This window comes from Candidatus Pantoea deserta (assembly GCF_003813865.1).
Taxonomy (GTDB): Bacteria; Pseudomonadota; Gammaproteobacteria; order Enterobacterales; family Enterobacteriaceae; genus Pantoea; species Pantoea deserta.
Genome location: NZ_RMVG01000002.1, coordinates 99,111 through 114,546 on the forward strand (window position 1 = coordinate 99,111; position 15,436 = coordinate 114,546).

Below are 15,436 nucleotides of genomic sequence, written 5' to 3' on the forward strand. Positions count from 1 at the left end.
ACGCGTCTTGTTGCGGCTTTTCTCCGTTTGTTATCGCCTGAAAAAGAATGCCAACCCGGACACCCTAAAAGTTCGGGTGGCTCTGCGCCGTCTCTCTGGAGGAAAACCTTGTGTTTAAATTAAACCCGGTATTATTAAGCCTGGCCGCTGGGCCGGGCCTGTTATTTCCCGTTACTTTTAGTCAGGCCGCCACGTTAAAACCTTTTTCACCTTTATTAAATGATAATAAAGCCGGGGTGTTTTGCGTCTGTAATGGGTCAACGCAAACACTGAGCGGTATTCAGCGTTTTCAGCCAGGAGAAGAGGGCAGCAGGCCCGTTACCGTCGGGGAACTATTAGGCAGCGGCAGAATCATTTCGGATGACAACGTTATTGGCGCCGATCGCCTGACGTTCGGCGCGCAGGATTACGTAATTAGCCTGCCGAATAATAGCAGCGTTCAGGTTTATAACCCGGCCAGCATTCGTGCGCTGGCGTCGGTCACCCCCGCCAGCACGCTGCCCGACTATTACAACGTTAACGGTCAGCAGTACATCAACACGCGCGTCGCGCAGGTGAGCAACGGCACAATTAACATCGATATTGGCGTTGACGGCGCGGCCGCCACTGCCGCCACCAACGGCTGGAGCATGGCGGCGAAGCAGAGCCAGCTGTTCACCGCCAGCGGCAGCGGGGCGATGAACTGGCAGTCTGACAACCGCATTACTTTTACCGGTTCGGCAACGGAATATACCGCTAATCTGGCCTACTGGGTCGATAACGTGGCCCGCTACAGCGGGCCGTTTAGCGTGACCACGCTGGACGGCAACAGCCGCGCGTTCAACGTGACCAGCCTGAACGATTTACAGCAGTACAACAGCTGGCTGATCGAACAGCTGCAAAGCGGCAACCTGAGCGCGGACAGTTACAACGGGGAATTTAATAAGGCGCTGACGCTCTACAGCGCGCCGATCGCCTATGTAATCGACGCCGATGACTATAGCGATGAGGTCGTCATCCCGGTGGGCGAGCGCTCGGTGCTGAGCGCTGACGGGCCGGGCGCCAGCGTGTCGGTACAGAAAGGCGCCACGCTCGAAGTGGTGAACGCAGACGGCGGCGCAGTGCGCGCCACGGGCGGAGCCAGGGCGATTATCGACGGCAAGCTGGCCGCCAGCGGCTCGCCTGATCATGACAACACCGCGCTATGGCTGGTGGGCGGCACCGGCGTCAATAATGGGGTGATCAACGGCGGCTTCTTTAACCAGTCTGACGGCAGCGGCGTCGATCCGGCGACGCTGGGCTACAGCGGAACAACGGTGCGGGCGACGGACGGCAGTCGCTTCATCAATAACGGCGTGCTGAACTATGCGATAACGTCGGCAGGCAACCTCAGCAGCGCGCTGTGGCTCAGCGACTCGCAGGCTATTAATAACGGCACCATAAATATCGGCGTCGCCGACTCAGCCGTCAGCAGCAGCGCCGCCGGCGTGGTGCTGAATGGCGATGCCGCCAGCTTTATCAACGGCGCGGGCGGCACCCTCTATGTTGGCCGCACGCCGCAGAATGATAAAGCCGACGCCGCTGAAGATGTGGCGATTAATCAGCGCGGCGGCGTAAGCGCCATCTCGCAGCTGCTTAACTCGACGGCGATCAACGATGGCCGCATCGTTCTGGGCAGCAAAGTGCAGAACGCTGTGGCGATGCGCGTCGAGGGCGGACAGGAGGCGATAGCGCTGAATAACGGCACGATCGACATCAATGGCCGGGCGCAGTTCCGACCGGCGGAAAACGTTGGGATGCTGGTGCTGGATTCTGGCAGCGGCGGGCTGGTGGGCAACAGCGGCACCATTAATCTTAACGGCGACAGCGCCACCGCGGTGAAAGTGATTGCCCGCGACGGCAACCGCGCCAGCGCCTTTTCCAGCGGCGCGATCAACGTCGCCGGGCGCGCCGACACCCTGAACGGCAGCTTTAACACCGCCGTCTGGGTTGACGGACAGGGCAAGCGGTCAGGCATCCGCCACCCTGAACGGGCCGATTAATTTGCAGGGCGACGGCGCGGTCGGCATCCGCGCCGAGGGCAACGCGACGGTCGAGGTCGCCACAGACGCGGTGCCGCAGCTCGGCAGCAGCGGGCAGTTTCAGATGGGCTTTCTGGCTATTGGCCCGGATGCGAAAATCCATTTACCGACCAGCGGCAACTACGCGACCGGACCGGACGACTGGTACGCCACGATTTTCCGCTACCAGGATGGCGCGGACTTTTCTGGCGCAGGCCTGACGATTGCCCCCAACGCGGCCTTCTCGACCGGGGTCGAGGTGGTCGGCGCAGGATCACGGCTCAATACCAGGGGCGCAACAATCAATGTCGGCAACACCTCAACCGGCCTGCGCGTCGAAGGCGGCGCCCAGGGCGTCATTGACGCGGCGACGCAGCTTAACCTGAACGTGGGCGGCGCAACCGGCGCGGTGGTGGACGGCAACTATTACGATCTGACGCGCTATATCACCAATGCGCTGGATCAGCCTTACGCCTCGTCGCTGACCAACCACGCGGCTATCAATGGCGCAGGCAGTCAGCAGATCGGCCTGATCGCCCAGTATCAGGGCGCGCTAATCAACAGCGGCGCGATCGGTTTGCGCGGCGATCAGAGCTACGCGATTCAGGCGCTGCGCGGCGGCAAAGTCACTAACAGCGGCGATATTAACGTCAGCGACGGCGCAATCGCGCTCTATGCGTCGGGCTACTATTTCGACAGCGCCAGCGCCACCACCTCCGCGATAAGCAGCAGCGGCACGCTGAACGTGACGGCGGGCAGCGCCAGCGCGTTTTTTCCGTCAACGGGTCTCTCTGCCATCGGCGATGCGGCGCGCATTGAGCAGAACGGCACGGTTAATCTCTACGGCAGCCATGCGCTGGCGGGGGAAGCGCTGTACGGCGGCTGGATCACGCTCGGAGCGCAGAGCAAAGTGGTTTTCCACGACGCTAACCAGACCGGCTATCAGCTGACAGAGGGCGGCGGCAGTCTCACCACCTGGGGCAGCAGCCAGGAGGTCAGCACCGCGGGATCGACCCTCTATCGCCTTGCCGACGGCGCGATTTTCGCCGCGCGCGAACCCGCCACTGTCACCCTGAGCGGGGATAACACCACCGGCATCGCCATTTCCGGTTACGGCACCACCATGTATGGCAATGATAACTACCTCGTCAACGGCAGGGGCGCGGTGGCGCTGCGCGCGACCAGGGGGGCTTATGCGGATCTGGAAAATGTCGTGCTGAACGGCGAGAACAGTATCGGCGCCATCAGCGAAAACGGCGACGGCGCGGTGTTCAGCTACGGCGTTATCAGCGGCAGCGGCAAAAACATCACCGCGCTTCAGGCGAGCAACGGCGCCACGGTGATGAATAACGGCAGCATCGATCTCAGCGGCGAGAACAGCACCGGCGCGCATCTGTTTAACAATGGCCGACTCATCAACCAGAGCTGGATTCGGGTTGCCTCCGGCACCGGCATTAACGTCAGCGCAGGCGCAGGCATTTATCAACCCTATAACGGGTCGGTGCAGGTGGACGGCGGCATCGCGGGCGCGCGCGTCGGCGACAATGCCACGCTCGATATTCAGGGCGATCAACTGTTTCGCAGCGGTATCCGGGCGAGCGGCGGGGCGGATGCGGTGCTGCTCGATCGCGGCGCGGCCGGATTGCAGGCCAGCGAAATTACTCTCAGCGCCGCCGGCGGCGGCAGCGGCATCAACAACCGCGCAGAGACCACTAATATTGCGCTGAATAACGCCTATATTATTCCCGTTGACGGCGCAGGCATTCGCTCCGCCACCTCGTTCGACTATAACGGGAGGGCGTACCTGGACGTGATGGGCAGCGGCGTCGGCTACCTGTTCCAGAATGAAGACGGCTCGACCACGGTCAACGATCTGCGGGTGGGACCAGGCTATCAAATTATCGTCAACGGCACGGGCGACGGCATTCGCGCCAATACCACCGGTCGGGTTTTCTCCGACGGCTTTATCGCTATCGCCAGCGAACAGGGCGGCTCGGCGATTGTCACCCGCACCGCCAGCGAAGTGATCAACCGTGGCAGCATCGTCTCTTACAGCCGCGTCGCGCCGGTTATCGATCTGCGCGGCGGCCAGACGCTGTTTATCAACCAGGGGGATATTCAGGCTGAATTCCCGGAAACGCCGATAGTGGCGGGCGGCGCGACCAATGACCAGCTGGCGTTTATTGGCGGCAGCGTGGTGGGGGAGGTGAATACCGGCAACGGCAGCGACAGGCTGGCGGTAACCGGCGGCACCCTTGATGGCAGCCTGACCATGGGCAGCGGCGAGAATAATCAGGCGCTGATAGAGAATGTCAGCCTGGCCCGCACCCGCCATATCACTACCGCAGGCGGCGCGGGCAGCACGCTGAGTTTCAACAATATTGACGCCAGCGGCGGTTCGTTCAGCGGCGACGATGTCAGCAAAGGGGTTAACCTCGGCGCGGGCTGGAGCACGCTGAATTTCTACCACACTCAGTGGACGCTGACCGACAACCTTAAGCTGGCGCACAGCACCATCAATATTGACCCTGATTCAACGCTGTTCGCCGGTAATAACGTCAATCCGCTGCTGGCGGGCGCAACCGACGATTCGCTGGTGGTGAACAACGCCGGTACGCTGGATCTGAGCGGCGGCGGCGCGGCGAATAATCTGCTGACCATCAACGGCGCGCTGGCCTCGTCGGGCGGTACGCTGACGCTGACCACCCGACTGCTCGGCGCAGGCGGCCAGAGCGACGCGCTGCGGGTCAACGGCAACGTCACCGGCACCACGCTGATTGCGGACCGTATCAGCGGCTCCAGCGCCGTGTCGCCGGGAGACGCCAGCGGCGACGGCGTGATTGACCGCAGCGAAGGCGTGTCGCTGGCGCAGGTGTCCGGCAGCGCCAGCGCCGACAGCTTTGCGCTGAAGGGTGGCTATGTGACGGCCGGTCCGTGGCAGTACGGGCTTTACAGCTTTGCGCCGGAGAGCAGCGGGCAGAGCTGGGACTACCGGCTTGCCAGCCGCTATATCTGCGAGGACGGCTCGCTTTGCCAGCCGCAGGCGGGCCGCGCCGCATCGACCGCCGCGCGTCCGGCGCTGGCGCCGCAGGTGCCGTCCTGGCTCTCCGCGCCGGTTGGTCTGGCCTATTACACCCAGGCCATTACCGACGATCTGCATAAGCGCCTCGGCGAGCTGCGCGACGGCCAGCGCAGCGGCACCGGCGGCGAGCTGTTTCTGCGCTATCTCGGCTCAAATCTCACCTATGAAAGCAACCGCAGCTTTAGCGACTACGGCTTTGACGCCGATATCGACTACAGCGCGGTGCAGCTCGGCGGCAATCTGTTGCAGCTGGATGGCGTCAGCGATAGCCTGCGCGGCGGCATAGCCTACACGCGCGGCAATACGCGCATCCGGCCGCACGCGGCCGACGGCTTTAGCTCTACGACCTTTGACAGCGACAGCGTCTCGTTTTACGGCACCTGGCTGCGCGACGGCGGTTTCTATCTTGACGGCGCGCTGAGCTGGAGCTGGCATCGCGGCGACACCGATGTTGCGCGGCAGAAAGAGGTGGCGAAGCTGAAGGCCGACGGCTGGAGCGCCTCGCTGGAGTCGGGCTATCCCTTTATCTTCGCCAGCGGCGTGCGTCTGGAGCCGCAGGCGCAGCTGACCTGGATGCGTCTGACGTTTAACGACGCCACCGATAAAGATGGTTCTCGCGTCTCTTTCAACGATGATGCCCAGACGGTCGGCCGCGTCGGCGCCCGGCTGGACCGCACCTGGCAGGACGATGCGCAGCGCGAATACACGCCTTATCTGCGCGCCAGCTATTCTCATGGCTGGGGCGGCGGCGCGAAGGTCGAGGTCGGCTCGGTTGATAACGCGATCGACCAGAACTTTTACAGCGGCAGGTTCGGCCAGATGTGGGATGTGGGCGTCGGCGGCACGACGCGCTTCCGCCATGACGTGTCCCTGTATGCCGAGGCGGACTACCGCAAGGAGATTGACGGCAACGGCGCGAAGGGCTGGCGCTATAATGCCGGCGTGCGCTGGACGTTCTGATGCTTTGGCGAACCGTGTTGATGTCACTGCGCGGAGGGGACGGGACGAGCGCGCAGGGAAGCCTTGAGCGACTTTGCGACCGGCGCGTTCCCCGCGTCAGGGGCGGGGCAGGCAAAGAAGAAAGGGACGCTGATGAGGCGGCCCTTGTTTATCAGACACCGCGAGGGAAACGCTCTGTCGCCGCCGCGCGCGGCGGCGACAGGGATCAGAACTGGTAGGTCATACCCACGGCAACCACATCGTCGTTGTTCAGGCTCAGACGGTTGTCGTCGTCCAGCTGGTTGATTTTGTAATCCACAAAGGCCGACATGTTTTTGTTGAAGTAGTAGGTCGCGCCCACGTCGATATATTTCACCAGATCCGCGTCGCCGATTCCGTTTTCAATATCTTTGCCTTTGGTCTGCACGTAGCCCAGCGACGGACGCAGTCCGAAATCAAACTGATACTGCGCCACCAGCTCGATGTTTTGCGCTTTGTTCGCGGCGCCGGCTGCGGCCAGCCCTGTCGCGCGGTCGGTGCCGCTGAACGGCGTCATGTTGCGCGTTTCGGTATAGATAGCCGCAAGGTAAACGCTGTTGGCGTCATACTTCACGCCAGCGCCCCAGGATTCCGCGCGGTCGCCCTGACCATAGGCGCGCGCCTGCTGTTGATTAGTACGGTCAGAAGAGGTGATCGCTGACATCACGCTGATGCCGGTGTCGCCCAGGGTGTAGCCCAGCGACGCGCCGTAGCCGTCGCCGTTCTGACGGTTGATGTCGCTACGCGCGTTAGCGCCGTTGGCGTCGTTGCGGCCCTGGTATTGCAGCGCAAAGCGCAGGCCGTCCACCAGACCAAAGAAGTTGTTGTTGCGGTAGGTCGCGACGCCCGTCGCGCGCTGCGTCATAAAGTTATCGGAACGCGCGGTGCCGTCGCCGCCAAATTCCGGGAAGACGTCGGTCCAGGCTTCCACGTCGTAAAGCACGCCGTAGTTGCGGCCATAGTCCACAGAGCCATACTGCCCAAACTTCAGGCCGGCGAAGCCCAGACGGGTCTTGTTGCCGTTACTGGCATCCGAGCCTTCTGAGTTATTGACGTTGTACTGATATTCCCACTGACCATAGCCGGTCATCAGGTCGTTAATCTGAGTCTGGCCTTTGAAACCGATGCGCACATAGGACTTATCCCCGTCCTGGCTGTCCGCGTCGCTCAAATAGTGCATCGCTTTGACCTTGCCGTAGAAGTCCAGCTTGTTGCCGTCTTTGTTATACACTTCCGCGGCGTGAGCAGCCGAAGTCAGGGCCAGAGCAGAGACAACCAGTGCCAGTGTACTTTTCTTCATTTGCTATCAATCCCAGTGAGTAAAATGCGTTATGCCCTTCAAAGGGCTTATAAAACACGGGACGTTTTACCGGTTTGAGATGAAGGATTTATGACATTTTTTCTGGTTTCTTGTGATATGCGAACTTTTGGACTAGCAAAGTGTCTGGGGATTTTTGTGCTTTTCCCCGGCGGGGAGTTGGCTTCGCTTCCTACTCCTGATAAAACGTCCCTTCGCAGAAATTTTTTCTTTTTTATTTAAACGGCAGGAACTATGAGCGGCAGTCAGACCCTGGTGGTCAAATTGGGAACCAGCGTCCTTACCGGCGGATCGCGTCGGTTAAACCGGGCGCATATTGTAGAGCTGGTTCGTCAGTGCGCACAGCAGCACGCGGCCGGCCATCGCATCGTGATCGTCACCTCCGGCGCGATGGCCGCCGGGCGCGAACACCTGGGCTACCCTGAGCTGCCGCCTACCATCGCCTCAAAGCAGCTGCTGGCTGCGGTGGGGCAGAGCCGTTTAATCCAGCTGTGGGAACAGCTGTTTTCAATCTACGGCATTCATATCGGCCAGATGCTGCTGACCCGCGCGGATATGGAAGATCGCGAGCGTTTCCTTAACGCGCGCGACACGCTGCGCGCGCTGCTGGATAACCATATCGTGCCGGTAATCAACGAAAACGACGCGGTCGCCACGGCGGAGATCAAGGTCGGCGACAACGATAATTTGTCGGCGCTGGCGGCGATGCTGGGCGGCGCCGACAAGCTGCTGCTGCTCACCGATCAGCAGGGGCTGTTTACCGCCGATCCGCGCAGCAATCCGCAGGCCGAGCTGATCAGCGATGTGCATGAAATCGACGACGCGCTGCGCGCGCTGGCGGGCGACAGCGTCTCCGGGCTGGGCACAGGCGGCATGTCCACCAAACTACAGGCGGCGGACGTCGCCTGTCGCGCCGGTATCGACACCATTATTGCGGCAGGCAGCCGACCGGGCGTTATCGCCGACGTTATTGAAGGCAAGCCGGTGGGCACCCGTTTCCATGCCATGCAAACGCCGCTGGAGAACCGCAAACGCTGGATTTTCGGCGCGCCGCCAGCCGGCGAAATCACCGTCGATGACGGCGCGCTGGATGCGATACTCGAACGCGGCAGTTCGCTGCTGCCGAAAGGCATTCGCGACGTGCGCGGCAACTTCTCGCGCGGCGAGGTGATCCGCATACGCAGCCTGCAGGGGCGTGACATCGCACACGGCGTCTCGCGCTACAACAGCGACGCGCTGCGCATGATTGCGGGCCATCACAGCCAGCAGATCGGGGAAATCCTCGGTTATGAATACGGTCCGGTGGCCGTGCATCGCGACGATATGATCGTCAGTTAAGGAGCGGTCAAATGCTTGAAGAAATGGGTAAAGCGGCGCGCGCCGCCGCGTATAAGCTGGCCGATCTGTCGACCGCTGAGAAAAACCAGGTGCTGCTGGCCATTGCCGATCGGCTTGATGCCGAACGCGATGCGATCCTGGCCGCTAATGAGCAGGATCTCGCTGATGCGCGCGCTAACGGCATGAGCGCCGCGCTGCTCGATCGCCTGACGCTGAATCCAGCGCGCCTGAGCGCCATCGCCGAGGACGTGCGTAAGGTCTGCCAGCTGGCCGATCCGGTCGGCCAGCTGATTGACGGCGGCCAGCTCGACAGCGGGTTGCGTATCGAGCGTCGGCGCGTACCGCTGGGCGTGGTGGGCGTGATTTACGAGGCGCGCCCCAACGTGACGGTGGACGTTGCCAGCCTGTGTCTGAAAACCGGTAACGCGGCGATCCTGCGCGGCGGCAAAGAGACGTGGCGCACCAACGCCGCGACGGTGCGTGTCATTCAGAATGCGCTACAGCAGTATGGCCTGCCTGCTGCTGCGGTGCAGGCGATTGAAAATCCGGATCGCGAGCTGGTGAATCAGCTGCTGAAGCTGGATCGCTATGTCGATATGCTGATCCCGCGCGGCGGGGCAGGGCTGCACAAGCTGTGCCGCGAGAACTCAACCATTCCGGTGATTACCGGCGGCATCGGCGTCTGTCATATCTATCTTGATGAAACCATGGAGATTGCGCCAGCGCTGGAGGTTATCGTTAATGCGAAAAAACAGCGCCCCAGCGCCTGCAACTCGCTGGAGACGCTGCTGATCCATCGCGCCATGGCCGAACGCTTCTTACCCGCCTTTACGGCGCGGATGGCGCAGGAAGGCATTCCGCTGCACGCCGATGAGAATGTACTGGACCTGTTGCAGGGCAGCGACGCCAGCGTGACGCCGGTAAAAGAGGGCGACTACGACGACGAGTGGCTGTCGCTGGATCTCAATGTGAAGCTGGTGGATGACATGGATGCGGCCATTGACCATATCCGCACGCACGGCACCCAGCACTCGGACGCTATTCTGACGCGCAGCACGCAAAACGCCCGCCGCTTTGTCAATCAGGTAGACTCCTCGGCGGTTTACGTTAACGCCAGTACCCGTTTTACCGACGGCGGTCAGTTTGGTCTCGGCGCAGAGGTTGCGGTCAGCACGCAGAAACTGCACGCGCGCGGTCCGATGGGTCTGGAGGCGCTGACGACCTATAAATGGGTCGCCTGGGGTGACGATACCTTGCGCCCCTGATTGCGATTTTATTTAACAATAAGGGTGTCCATTTCGGACGCCCTTTTTTTTCATGCCTTTTTTTCGATCCAGCTAATTTTGGAGTTTTCAGGCGCATCTTCCGACGCCCCTGTCAGGGATTATTTTTCCTCTGCGGCAGACGCGCGTTTTTTACGCGTTTTGCAACGGAACATTCCTGAAAGCAGCGGCGCGTCAGGGCGCGGCGCGATTGCTGCTGGTTGCGCTGGAGGTGAACGGGATAATGATAATTAGCGTTGCTTTACAAAAGCAATTGGGTAGTAAACGGACGGTAATATAAAATGAACTGGTAGCAATAATGAAAATAACATTCAGTATCTCCTCTATGGCAGATTATTAACTAATGGTTAAAAAAGAGAGTACGAGACAAGCTTTCACTGCCAGGCTGATTGCCGCATGCGAAAGTGCGGGAATTGTCGGACATGGACGAAACAAACAGGTTGCCAGAGCGTTACAGCAGCAGGGGTGCAAAATATCGACGCCGGGCGTGTGGAAGTGGTTCAACGCGCAATCCATCCCGGACGATCAAAATTTGCTGGCGTTAAGCCATCTGCTGGGCGTGCGGGTTGAGTGGTTGCAGTACGGCATGGAGAAGCCTGCCGCGTCGCTGTCGAGCGACAGTCTGAACGTGCAGCGCAACGTTTTCCGTGTTGAGAGCCTGGATATTGGTCAGAAGTCAGCGTCCGGGCTGCATGCCCGCGATGAATTTGTCGAGACCATCCACGCCGTTGAGTACGGCGTCGATGAGGCGCGCGTGTTATTCAACGGCCGCCCGGCAGAGAACATCCGCCTTATCGCCATCAACAGTGATTCGATGGTAGAGACCTTTGCGCCGCGCGATCAGCTGTTTGTCGACATCAGCGTAAAGGTGTTTGACGGCGACGGCATCTACATTTTCACTCTGGATAACCAGCTTTACCTGAAGCGCCTGCAGTTGCAGCACAGGAAAATCGCTGTCATTTCAGACAATAAGCGCTATGAAACCTGGTATCTTAATCGCGAAGACGTTGACAGCATGCAGGTGCTGGCAAAAGTGATCCTCAGTCAGGCGCGTCACTATCAGATTCTGGGTTAAAGACCGGTCAAATCCGGTCTCCGCCCGGCTGTTGAAAAAAAATAATTCAGCAAAATTCAAAAATTTAACCAATAGTAAATAAAAAATTAACTGTTGGTGTTTGATAAAGCATAAGAACACGTTAATAATTTGAGCGTGGACCAACGAAGCAGTTAACTCAGGGAATGAGCCGCTCTTAAACAATCGAGGCGCTGCACAAGCGCGAATCAAACCATTCAAAGTCAGTGAACTTTGGGATGGGGTGGATGCGCACATGCAGCGTCGTCAGATGCCGCCTTTTTCTCCCTACTCGCGCTTAGCCTGGCTGTTATTACAGCCGGGTCACTGCGCTGTGAGCGGAAAACGCGGCATCCGGGACGGTTCGGCTTGCCGAAAACCCGCGCCTGCCACCCCATCGCCAAAGACTCATTCACAGGAGGAGTTATGGCGATAATAAACTATGGCAAAAGCGTCTTTGTAGGCAACGCCCGCACCCGCAGGCATCGGCGGCGACAGCCGCTCAGCCGACTCAAGCTCAGCATCGATCAGGCGCTGGGCTGTGAACCCGACACCCCCCCGTTACGCCGCGCCGAGCGCATTGCTCAGCGCCCCACAATCTCACGCGTTGAGCGGGCGATAGCCACACCGCACGTCACTCGTACCGAGACCGCCAGTTTTGATAATTGCTGTCTGCCGCATGTGCATCTCTACGCCGTGCGCTGAACCTGTCCTGATTGTTGCCTGTACCGCTTTACTTCACCTTTTCTCCCGTTTTGTCTGGACGGGAATTATCACCGCACTGTTCAGTCCTGCTGCTGGGTTTGGCTGGGCAAGCGCTGGGATTATTTCTGGCACTGATCAGTGCGCGTTAACTGTCGTTGTCGCATCGGAAAATTTTTCCCATGCCCGGAAAAGAGGAATGGCTATGAGTCAAATTATTGAGATTCTCAATTTTGAAGAGGGGTATGTCGAAGCGCCTTATCTCGACACGCAGGGATTTCCCACCGTGGCGGGCGGCATCCGCATCGGACCGAAAGGGGCATCGCTCAATAACTACGTGTTTCGCGTGCCGCGCCAGGTCGGCGACGTATGGAAGAAGTGCATCATTGAAGGCAAAGCGCAGCAGATGCAGAGCCGTCCGCTGATGCAGCAGGCGCTGGCGAAATGCAACGACGCGCGCAGCGATGTGCTCTACAGCATGGCCTATCAGCTTGGCGTCGATGGCCTGTCGCTGTTCAAAAATATGCTGAGCGCGGTCGCGGCGGGCGATTACGACGGCGCGGCTAACGCCATGCTCAATAGCCTGTGGGCGCGTCAGACGCCGGGACGCGCCCGTCGTCATGCCGAAGTGATGCGCAGCGGCACCTACGACGTGTACAGGGGGCTGCTATGAGATGGTTAATTTTCATTATCGCCGTGCTGGCGGTGATTATCGTGCTGCTCATTATGCAGCGCTTCACCACGCTGGAGTTTGTGGCGCACGCGCGTCTGCTGTTTAAAACCTGGTCGGTATGGCTCGCCTCGCTGGGATCGATGCTCAGCGCCTGGGTGCAGTCCTTTCCTTCCTCCGCGCTGGATGCCTGGAACGCTCTGCCCGAAGACGTTAAGTCGATTCTTCCTCACAACTACCTCGGCTTGATCGGCGCCTTTATGGTGGCGATGGGCGTGGTTGCGCAGTTTGTCCGGCAGAAGAATCTGGTTATCCAGAAGCAGCAGCTGGAGGCAAAAAAATCATGAGCCTACTTACAGCGCTGCTGGCGGGCAGCTGGCACTGGATCGCCGCGATCGGCGCCGTGGTTGCGGCGATCGGCGCCAGCTACTTCGGCGGTAAAAAGATCGGCAAGGCGCAGCAGCAGGCGAAAGCCGATACGGAAAGCGCGCAAAAAGAGGCGGCGCAAACCGCCGCCGTCGCGCATCAACAACAACAGCATCGCGAGGAGGCGACCCGTGTTGCGACCCAAAACAGCAATCTTGATGACGCTGCTGCTCGTGACAAGCTGCGGCAGTCGAAATACAACCAGCCCTGAACCTGTCGCCGTCACCGATTCGGCCTGCGTGCTTTTCTCCCCGATTTACACCCACGGCGACGACGCCCAGCGCCTCGACGCGCGCACCGTTCGCGCCATCAATACCCACAACGACATGTGGGATCAGCTTTGCGGCCATCCGGCCAAACCCTGATTAGCGCTATTCAAGCGTTAACATCCTGACATCCTGAGGAGGATACCATGATCGAAGTGAACTCTTATGCTGAACTGCGCCTGACCAAACCCAGCAAAGCCGGTGAAGTCGCCAGCCTGAACCGCTACTACGACAAGGATTCTACCTTCCGTGGCGGCGGCGATTTTGTCGGCTATCTCGGCACCACCACGCTGAAAGACGACGGCGGCACCATTGCGGTCGGCGATGGCTTTTACTGGAAGCGCACCATTAACGATCCTTCCGAACTGAACGTGCTGCACTTCGGCGCGAAAGGGGACGGGGCGACCGACGATACCGACGCCTTTATGCGGATGTATAACTGGACCAAAACCTGGAACGCCAACTGTGTCGCGCTGCCCGTGCGTTTTCCCGGCGGGAAGTTCCTGATCAAGCCTATCGATCTCAGCGCCTCTGAAGCGACCTTCTTTGGTCTGCTCGGCGACGACTCGCCGCTCGGCTCGCTGCCGCGCACCACCATTATCTCCGATAAAAGCGCCACGCCGGTGTTTAAGGTCAAAGCGCGCCGCACGGTTATCGCCGGTATGGCCTGGAACGGTCAGGCCAGTGCCGACACCGTTACTAATACCGGCACTATCACCGCCGATCTGGTGAGCAATAACCAGCCGTTCTTTGAGAACACCTGTATCGAAGGGGAGACGGTGAATATTCACTGCTTCCGCGCGCAGAATACCGGCGGGACGGTGTTTAAACTGCTGGATACGCTCGACAGTAAGTTTGACCAGATCTATACCCTTTACACCTATTCGCGCGTCTTTGATGTGGGCTGGTCAAACTCACCGAACGGCGTCTGGGATCACTCCACGGCGATTGAGCTGAGCAACGCCAACTTCCAGACCGGCTACGGCGACGCCACGCTCTATATGCCGCGCGTGACGCAGGGGATTTTACGCAACGTCTGGATTGAGCACACCCGCAACCCCGGCGATCTCTCCGACGGAGGCTGGACCATCGATACGCTGAATATCGAGGACTGCGGCAACCCGTTTAACCTCAATAATGCGCGCGTCGTGATGCGTCAGATTGGCCTGCAATCCGGCGCGAAAATCTCCCAGGATTCGGCCAGCGGCCGCTGGCTCTCGACCTTTGAGTACGGTTATCGCCGCGATGAAAACCACGGTACCTTTATGACCGGTTCGCTGCGCGTCGGTTATTACAGCGGCTATAAGGTGACGAATAACACCAGCACTGATAACTGGTATCGCCTGGGGCAGCTCTTTTTCCCTAATGCGAATCAGCAGTGGATCATTGAGCTGATCGGTAAGGCGGACGCCACTTCGCCCTCTACGACGGCGACCTCGCCGGTGAATATGGTGGGTACGGGTAAAACCTGGATTAACCTACAACGGCTGGAAACCGTCTGGGCGGATGCCTGCCATATGGGGCAGCCGGCGGTGCTGGATATTCGCTACAGCCGCGTCGGCACCACCTATGCGGTGGTGTGGGTCAAACTGGCCGCCAACAGCGGCGATACCATGTTTAACCTGAAAAACACCGGTCCGACGCGTTTCGATACCGGCTCCTGCTCGCTGTTCCAGCCTGATATGTCGGTGGTGACGGATACCACCAAAATGGGCACGCTCAAACCGGCGGCACGCTTTGGCCTGCACAATGGTCTTGCAGGGATTGGCGCTAATGAGAAAGGCGTAGTAACGCTCGCGACGACCGCTGGTACGCCGACAAATAAAACCACGCCTTCGGGCTTTGTGCTTATCAATATCAATGGTACGGACCGCAAGGTGCCTTATTACGATTGAGGATGGGCACGTTTTGGCGAGGCTTCGGCCTCGCCTTTTTTTGTTTCTGGCGCAGAAGACGCAGAGAGGAGAGGGCGTTCAGCCCGCTTTGCGGTTTTTATGTGTCAAATGACGAGAAAACCAGCATCCGCGCGCGCTGGCTCTTGACGGAAGTGCCGCTTTTTTCTAACGTATTGCCCCGTAGTTCTCGCCTTTATGCCGGTGTAGCTCAGTTGGTAGAGCAGCGCATTCGTAATGCGAAGGTCGCAGGTTCGACTCCTGTTTCCGGCACCACTCTGATCCTTCTTTTATCTGATCCAGTCCTGTTTATTCCTTTTTTCCGGCTTTTACCATGCTCCTGTCCGCAGCATCACGCTATCGTTTTCCC

12 protein-coding genes and 1 tRNA gene are annotated in these 15,436 nt (G+C 59.5%); 12 read left to right on the top strand and 1 reads right to left on the bottom strand.

The genetic code is table 11. The features are described 5' to 3' along the window. The first annotated feature begins 110 nt into the window (after positions 1-110). Positions 111-2,021, top strand: coding sequence for a pectate lyase-fold domain-containing protein (locus BBB56_RS23695; RefSeq protein WP_233592980.1), 1,911 nt, complete (start codon positions 111-113; stop codon positions 2,019-2,021). After that, positions 1,969-6,081, top strand: a complete 4,113-nt coding sequence (locus BBB56_RS03075) for an autotransporter outer membrane beta-barrel domain-containing protein (protein ID WP_233592981.1) — start codon at positions 1,969-1,971, stop codon at positions 6,079-6,081. Before BBB56_RS23695 ends, BBB56_RS03075 begins: the two co-directional genes overlap by 53 nt. A 205-nt stretch (positions 6,082-6,286) precedes the next feature. On the opposite strand, the gene ompC is transcribed toward BBB56_RS03075, so the two are convergent. After that, on the bottom strand, positions 6,287-7,399 hold the full coding sequence (gene ompC / locus BBB56_RS03080) for a porin OmpC (protein ID WP_123798692.1): 1,113 nt from the start codon (positions 7,397-7,399) through the stop codon (positions 6,287-6,289). A 252-nt stretch (positions 7,400-7,651) separates the two neighbouring features. Between ompC and proB the strand changes: the two genes are divergently transcribed. The 10 genes from proB to BBB56_RS03125 all read left to right on the top strand — a co-directional run bounded on the left by proB (position 7,652) and on the right by BBB56_RS03125 (position 15,342). Further along, the gene (gene proB, locus BBB56_RS03085) at positions 7,652-8,755 is read left to right on the top strand and encodes a glutamate 5-kinase (RefSeq protein ID WP_123798693.1); all 1,104 of its coding nucleotides are present in this window, start codon (positions 7,652-7,654) and stop codon (positions 8,753-8,755) included. An 11-nt stretch (positions 8,756-8,766) separates the two neighbouring features. After that, positions 8,767-10,020, top strand: a complete 1,254-nt coding sequence (gene proA, locus BBB56_RS03090; protein WP_123798695.1) for a glutamate-5-semialdehyde dehydrogenase — start codon at positions 8,767-8,769, stop codon at positions 10,018-10,020. Positions 10,021-10,381: 361 nt separating this feature from the next. After that, the gene (locus BBB56_RS03095) at positions 10,382-11,113 is read left to right on the top strand and encodes an XRE family transcriptional regulator (protein WP_123798697.1); all 732 of its coding nucleotides are present in this window, start codon (positions 10,382-10,384) and stop codon (positions 11,111-11,113) included. A 423-nt stretch (positions 11,114-11,536) separates the two neighbouring features. Next, positions 11,537-11,815 carry a transcriptional antitermination N peptide gene (locus tag BBB56_RS03100; RefSeq protein WP_123798699.1) on the top strand — a complete coding sequence of 93 codons (279 nt, stop codon included), beginning with the start codon at positions 11,537-11,539 and terminating at the stop codon, positions 11,813-11,815. Between the two features lie 202 nt (positions 11,816-12,017). After that, the gene (locus BBB56_RS03105; RefSeq protein ID WP_123798701.1) at positions 12,018-12,485 is read left to right on the top strand and encodes a glycoside hydrolase family protein; all 468 of its coding nucleotides are present in this window, start codon (positions 12,018-12,020) and stop codon (positions 12,483-12,485) included. Continuing rightward, a complete protein-coding gene (locus tag BBB56_RS03110; RefSeq protein WP_123798703.1) occupies positions 12,482-12,829 on the top strand; it encodes a DUF7940 domain-containing protein in 348 nt (115 codons plus the stop codon). Before BBB56_RS03105 ends, BBB56_RS03110 begins: the two co-directional genes overlap by 4 nt. Beyond that, the gene (locus tag BBB56_RS03115; RefSeq protein ID WP_123798705.1) at positions 12,826-13,119 is read left to right on the top strand and encodes a hypothetical protein; all 294 of its coding nucleotides are present in this window, start codon (positions 12,826-12,828) and stop codon (positions 13,117-13,119) included. The genes BBB56_RS03110 and BBB56_RS03115 overlap by 4 nt, the downstream gene beginning before the upstream one ends. Positions 13,120-13,147: 28 nt before the next feature. Then, positions 13,148-13,273, top strand: coding sequence for a hypothetical protein (locus tag BBB56_RS23900; protein WP_255420532.1), 126 nt, complete (start codon positions 13,148-13,150; stop codon positions 13,271-13,273). Between the two features lie 47 nt (positions 13,274-13,320). Further along, positions 13,321-15,069 carry a putative phage tail protein gene (locus tag BBB56_RS03120; RefSeq protein WP_123798707.1) on the top strand — a complete coding sequence of 583 codons (1,749 nt, stop codon included), beginning with the start codon at positions 13,321-13,323 and terminating at the stop codon, positions 15,067-15,069. Positions 15,070-15,266: 197 nt separating this feature from the next. Continuing rightward, positions 15,267-15,342: transfer RNA gene (locus BBB56_RS03125), tRNA-Thr, on the top strand. Positions 15,343-15,436 lie beyond the last annotated feature (94 nt).

What these genes read in the sequence shown, in the direction of transcription:
- BBB56_RS03105 (WP_123798701.1), top strand. Translation starts at nt 12,018, where the DNA reads ATGAGTCAAATTATTGAGATTCTCAATTTTGAAGAGGGGTATGTCGAA.
- proB (WP_123798693.1), top strand. Translation starts at nt 7,652, where the DNA reads ATGAGCGGCAGTCAGACCCTGGTGGTCAAATTGGGAACCAGCGTCCTT.
- BBB56_RS03110 (WP_123798703.1), top strand. Translation starts at nt 12,482, where the DNA reads ATGAGATGGTTAATTTTCATTATCGCCGTGCTGGCGGTGATTATCGTG.
- BBB56_RS03095 (WP_123798697.1), top strand. Translation starts at nt 10,382, where the DNA reads ATGGTTAAAAAAGAGAGTACGAGACAAGCTTTCACTGCCAGGCTGATT.
- BBB56_RS03120 (WP_123798707.1), top strand. Translation starts at nt 13,321, where the DNA reads ATGATCGAAGTGAACTCTTATGCTGAACTGCGCCTGACCAAACCCAGC.
- ompC (WP_123798692.1), bottom strand. Translation starts at nt 7,399, where the DNA reads ATGAAGAAAAGTACACTGGCACTGGTTGTCTCTGCTCTGGCCCTGACT.
- BBB56_RS03100 (WP_123798699.1), top strand. Translation starts at nt 11,537, where the DNA reads ATGGCGATAATAAACTATGGCAAAAGCGTCTTTGTAGGCAACGCCCGC.
- BBB56_RS03115 (WP_123798705.1), top strand. Translation starts at nt 12,826, where the DNA reads ATGAGCCTACTTACAGCGCTGCTGGCGGGCAGCTGGCACTGGATCGCC.
- proA (WP_123798695.1), top strand. Translation starts at nt 8,767, where the DNA reads ATGCTTGAAGAAATGGGTAAAGCGGCGCGCGCCGCCGCGTATAAGCTG.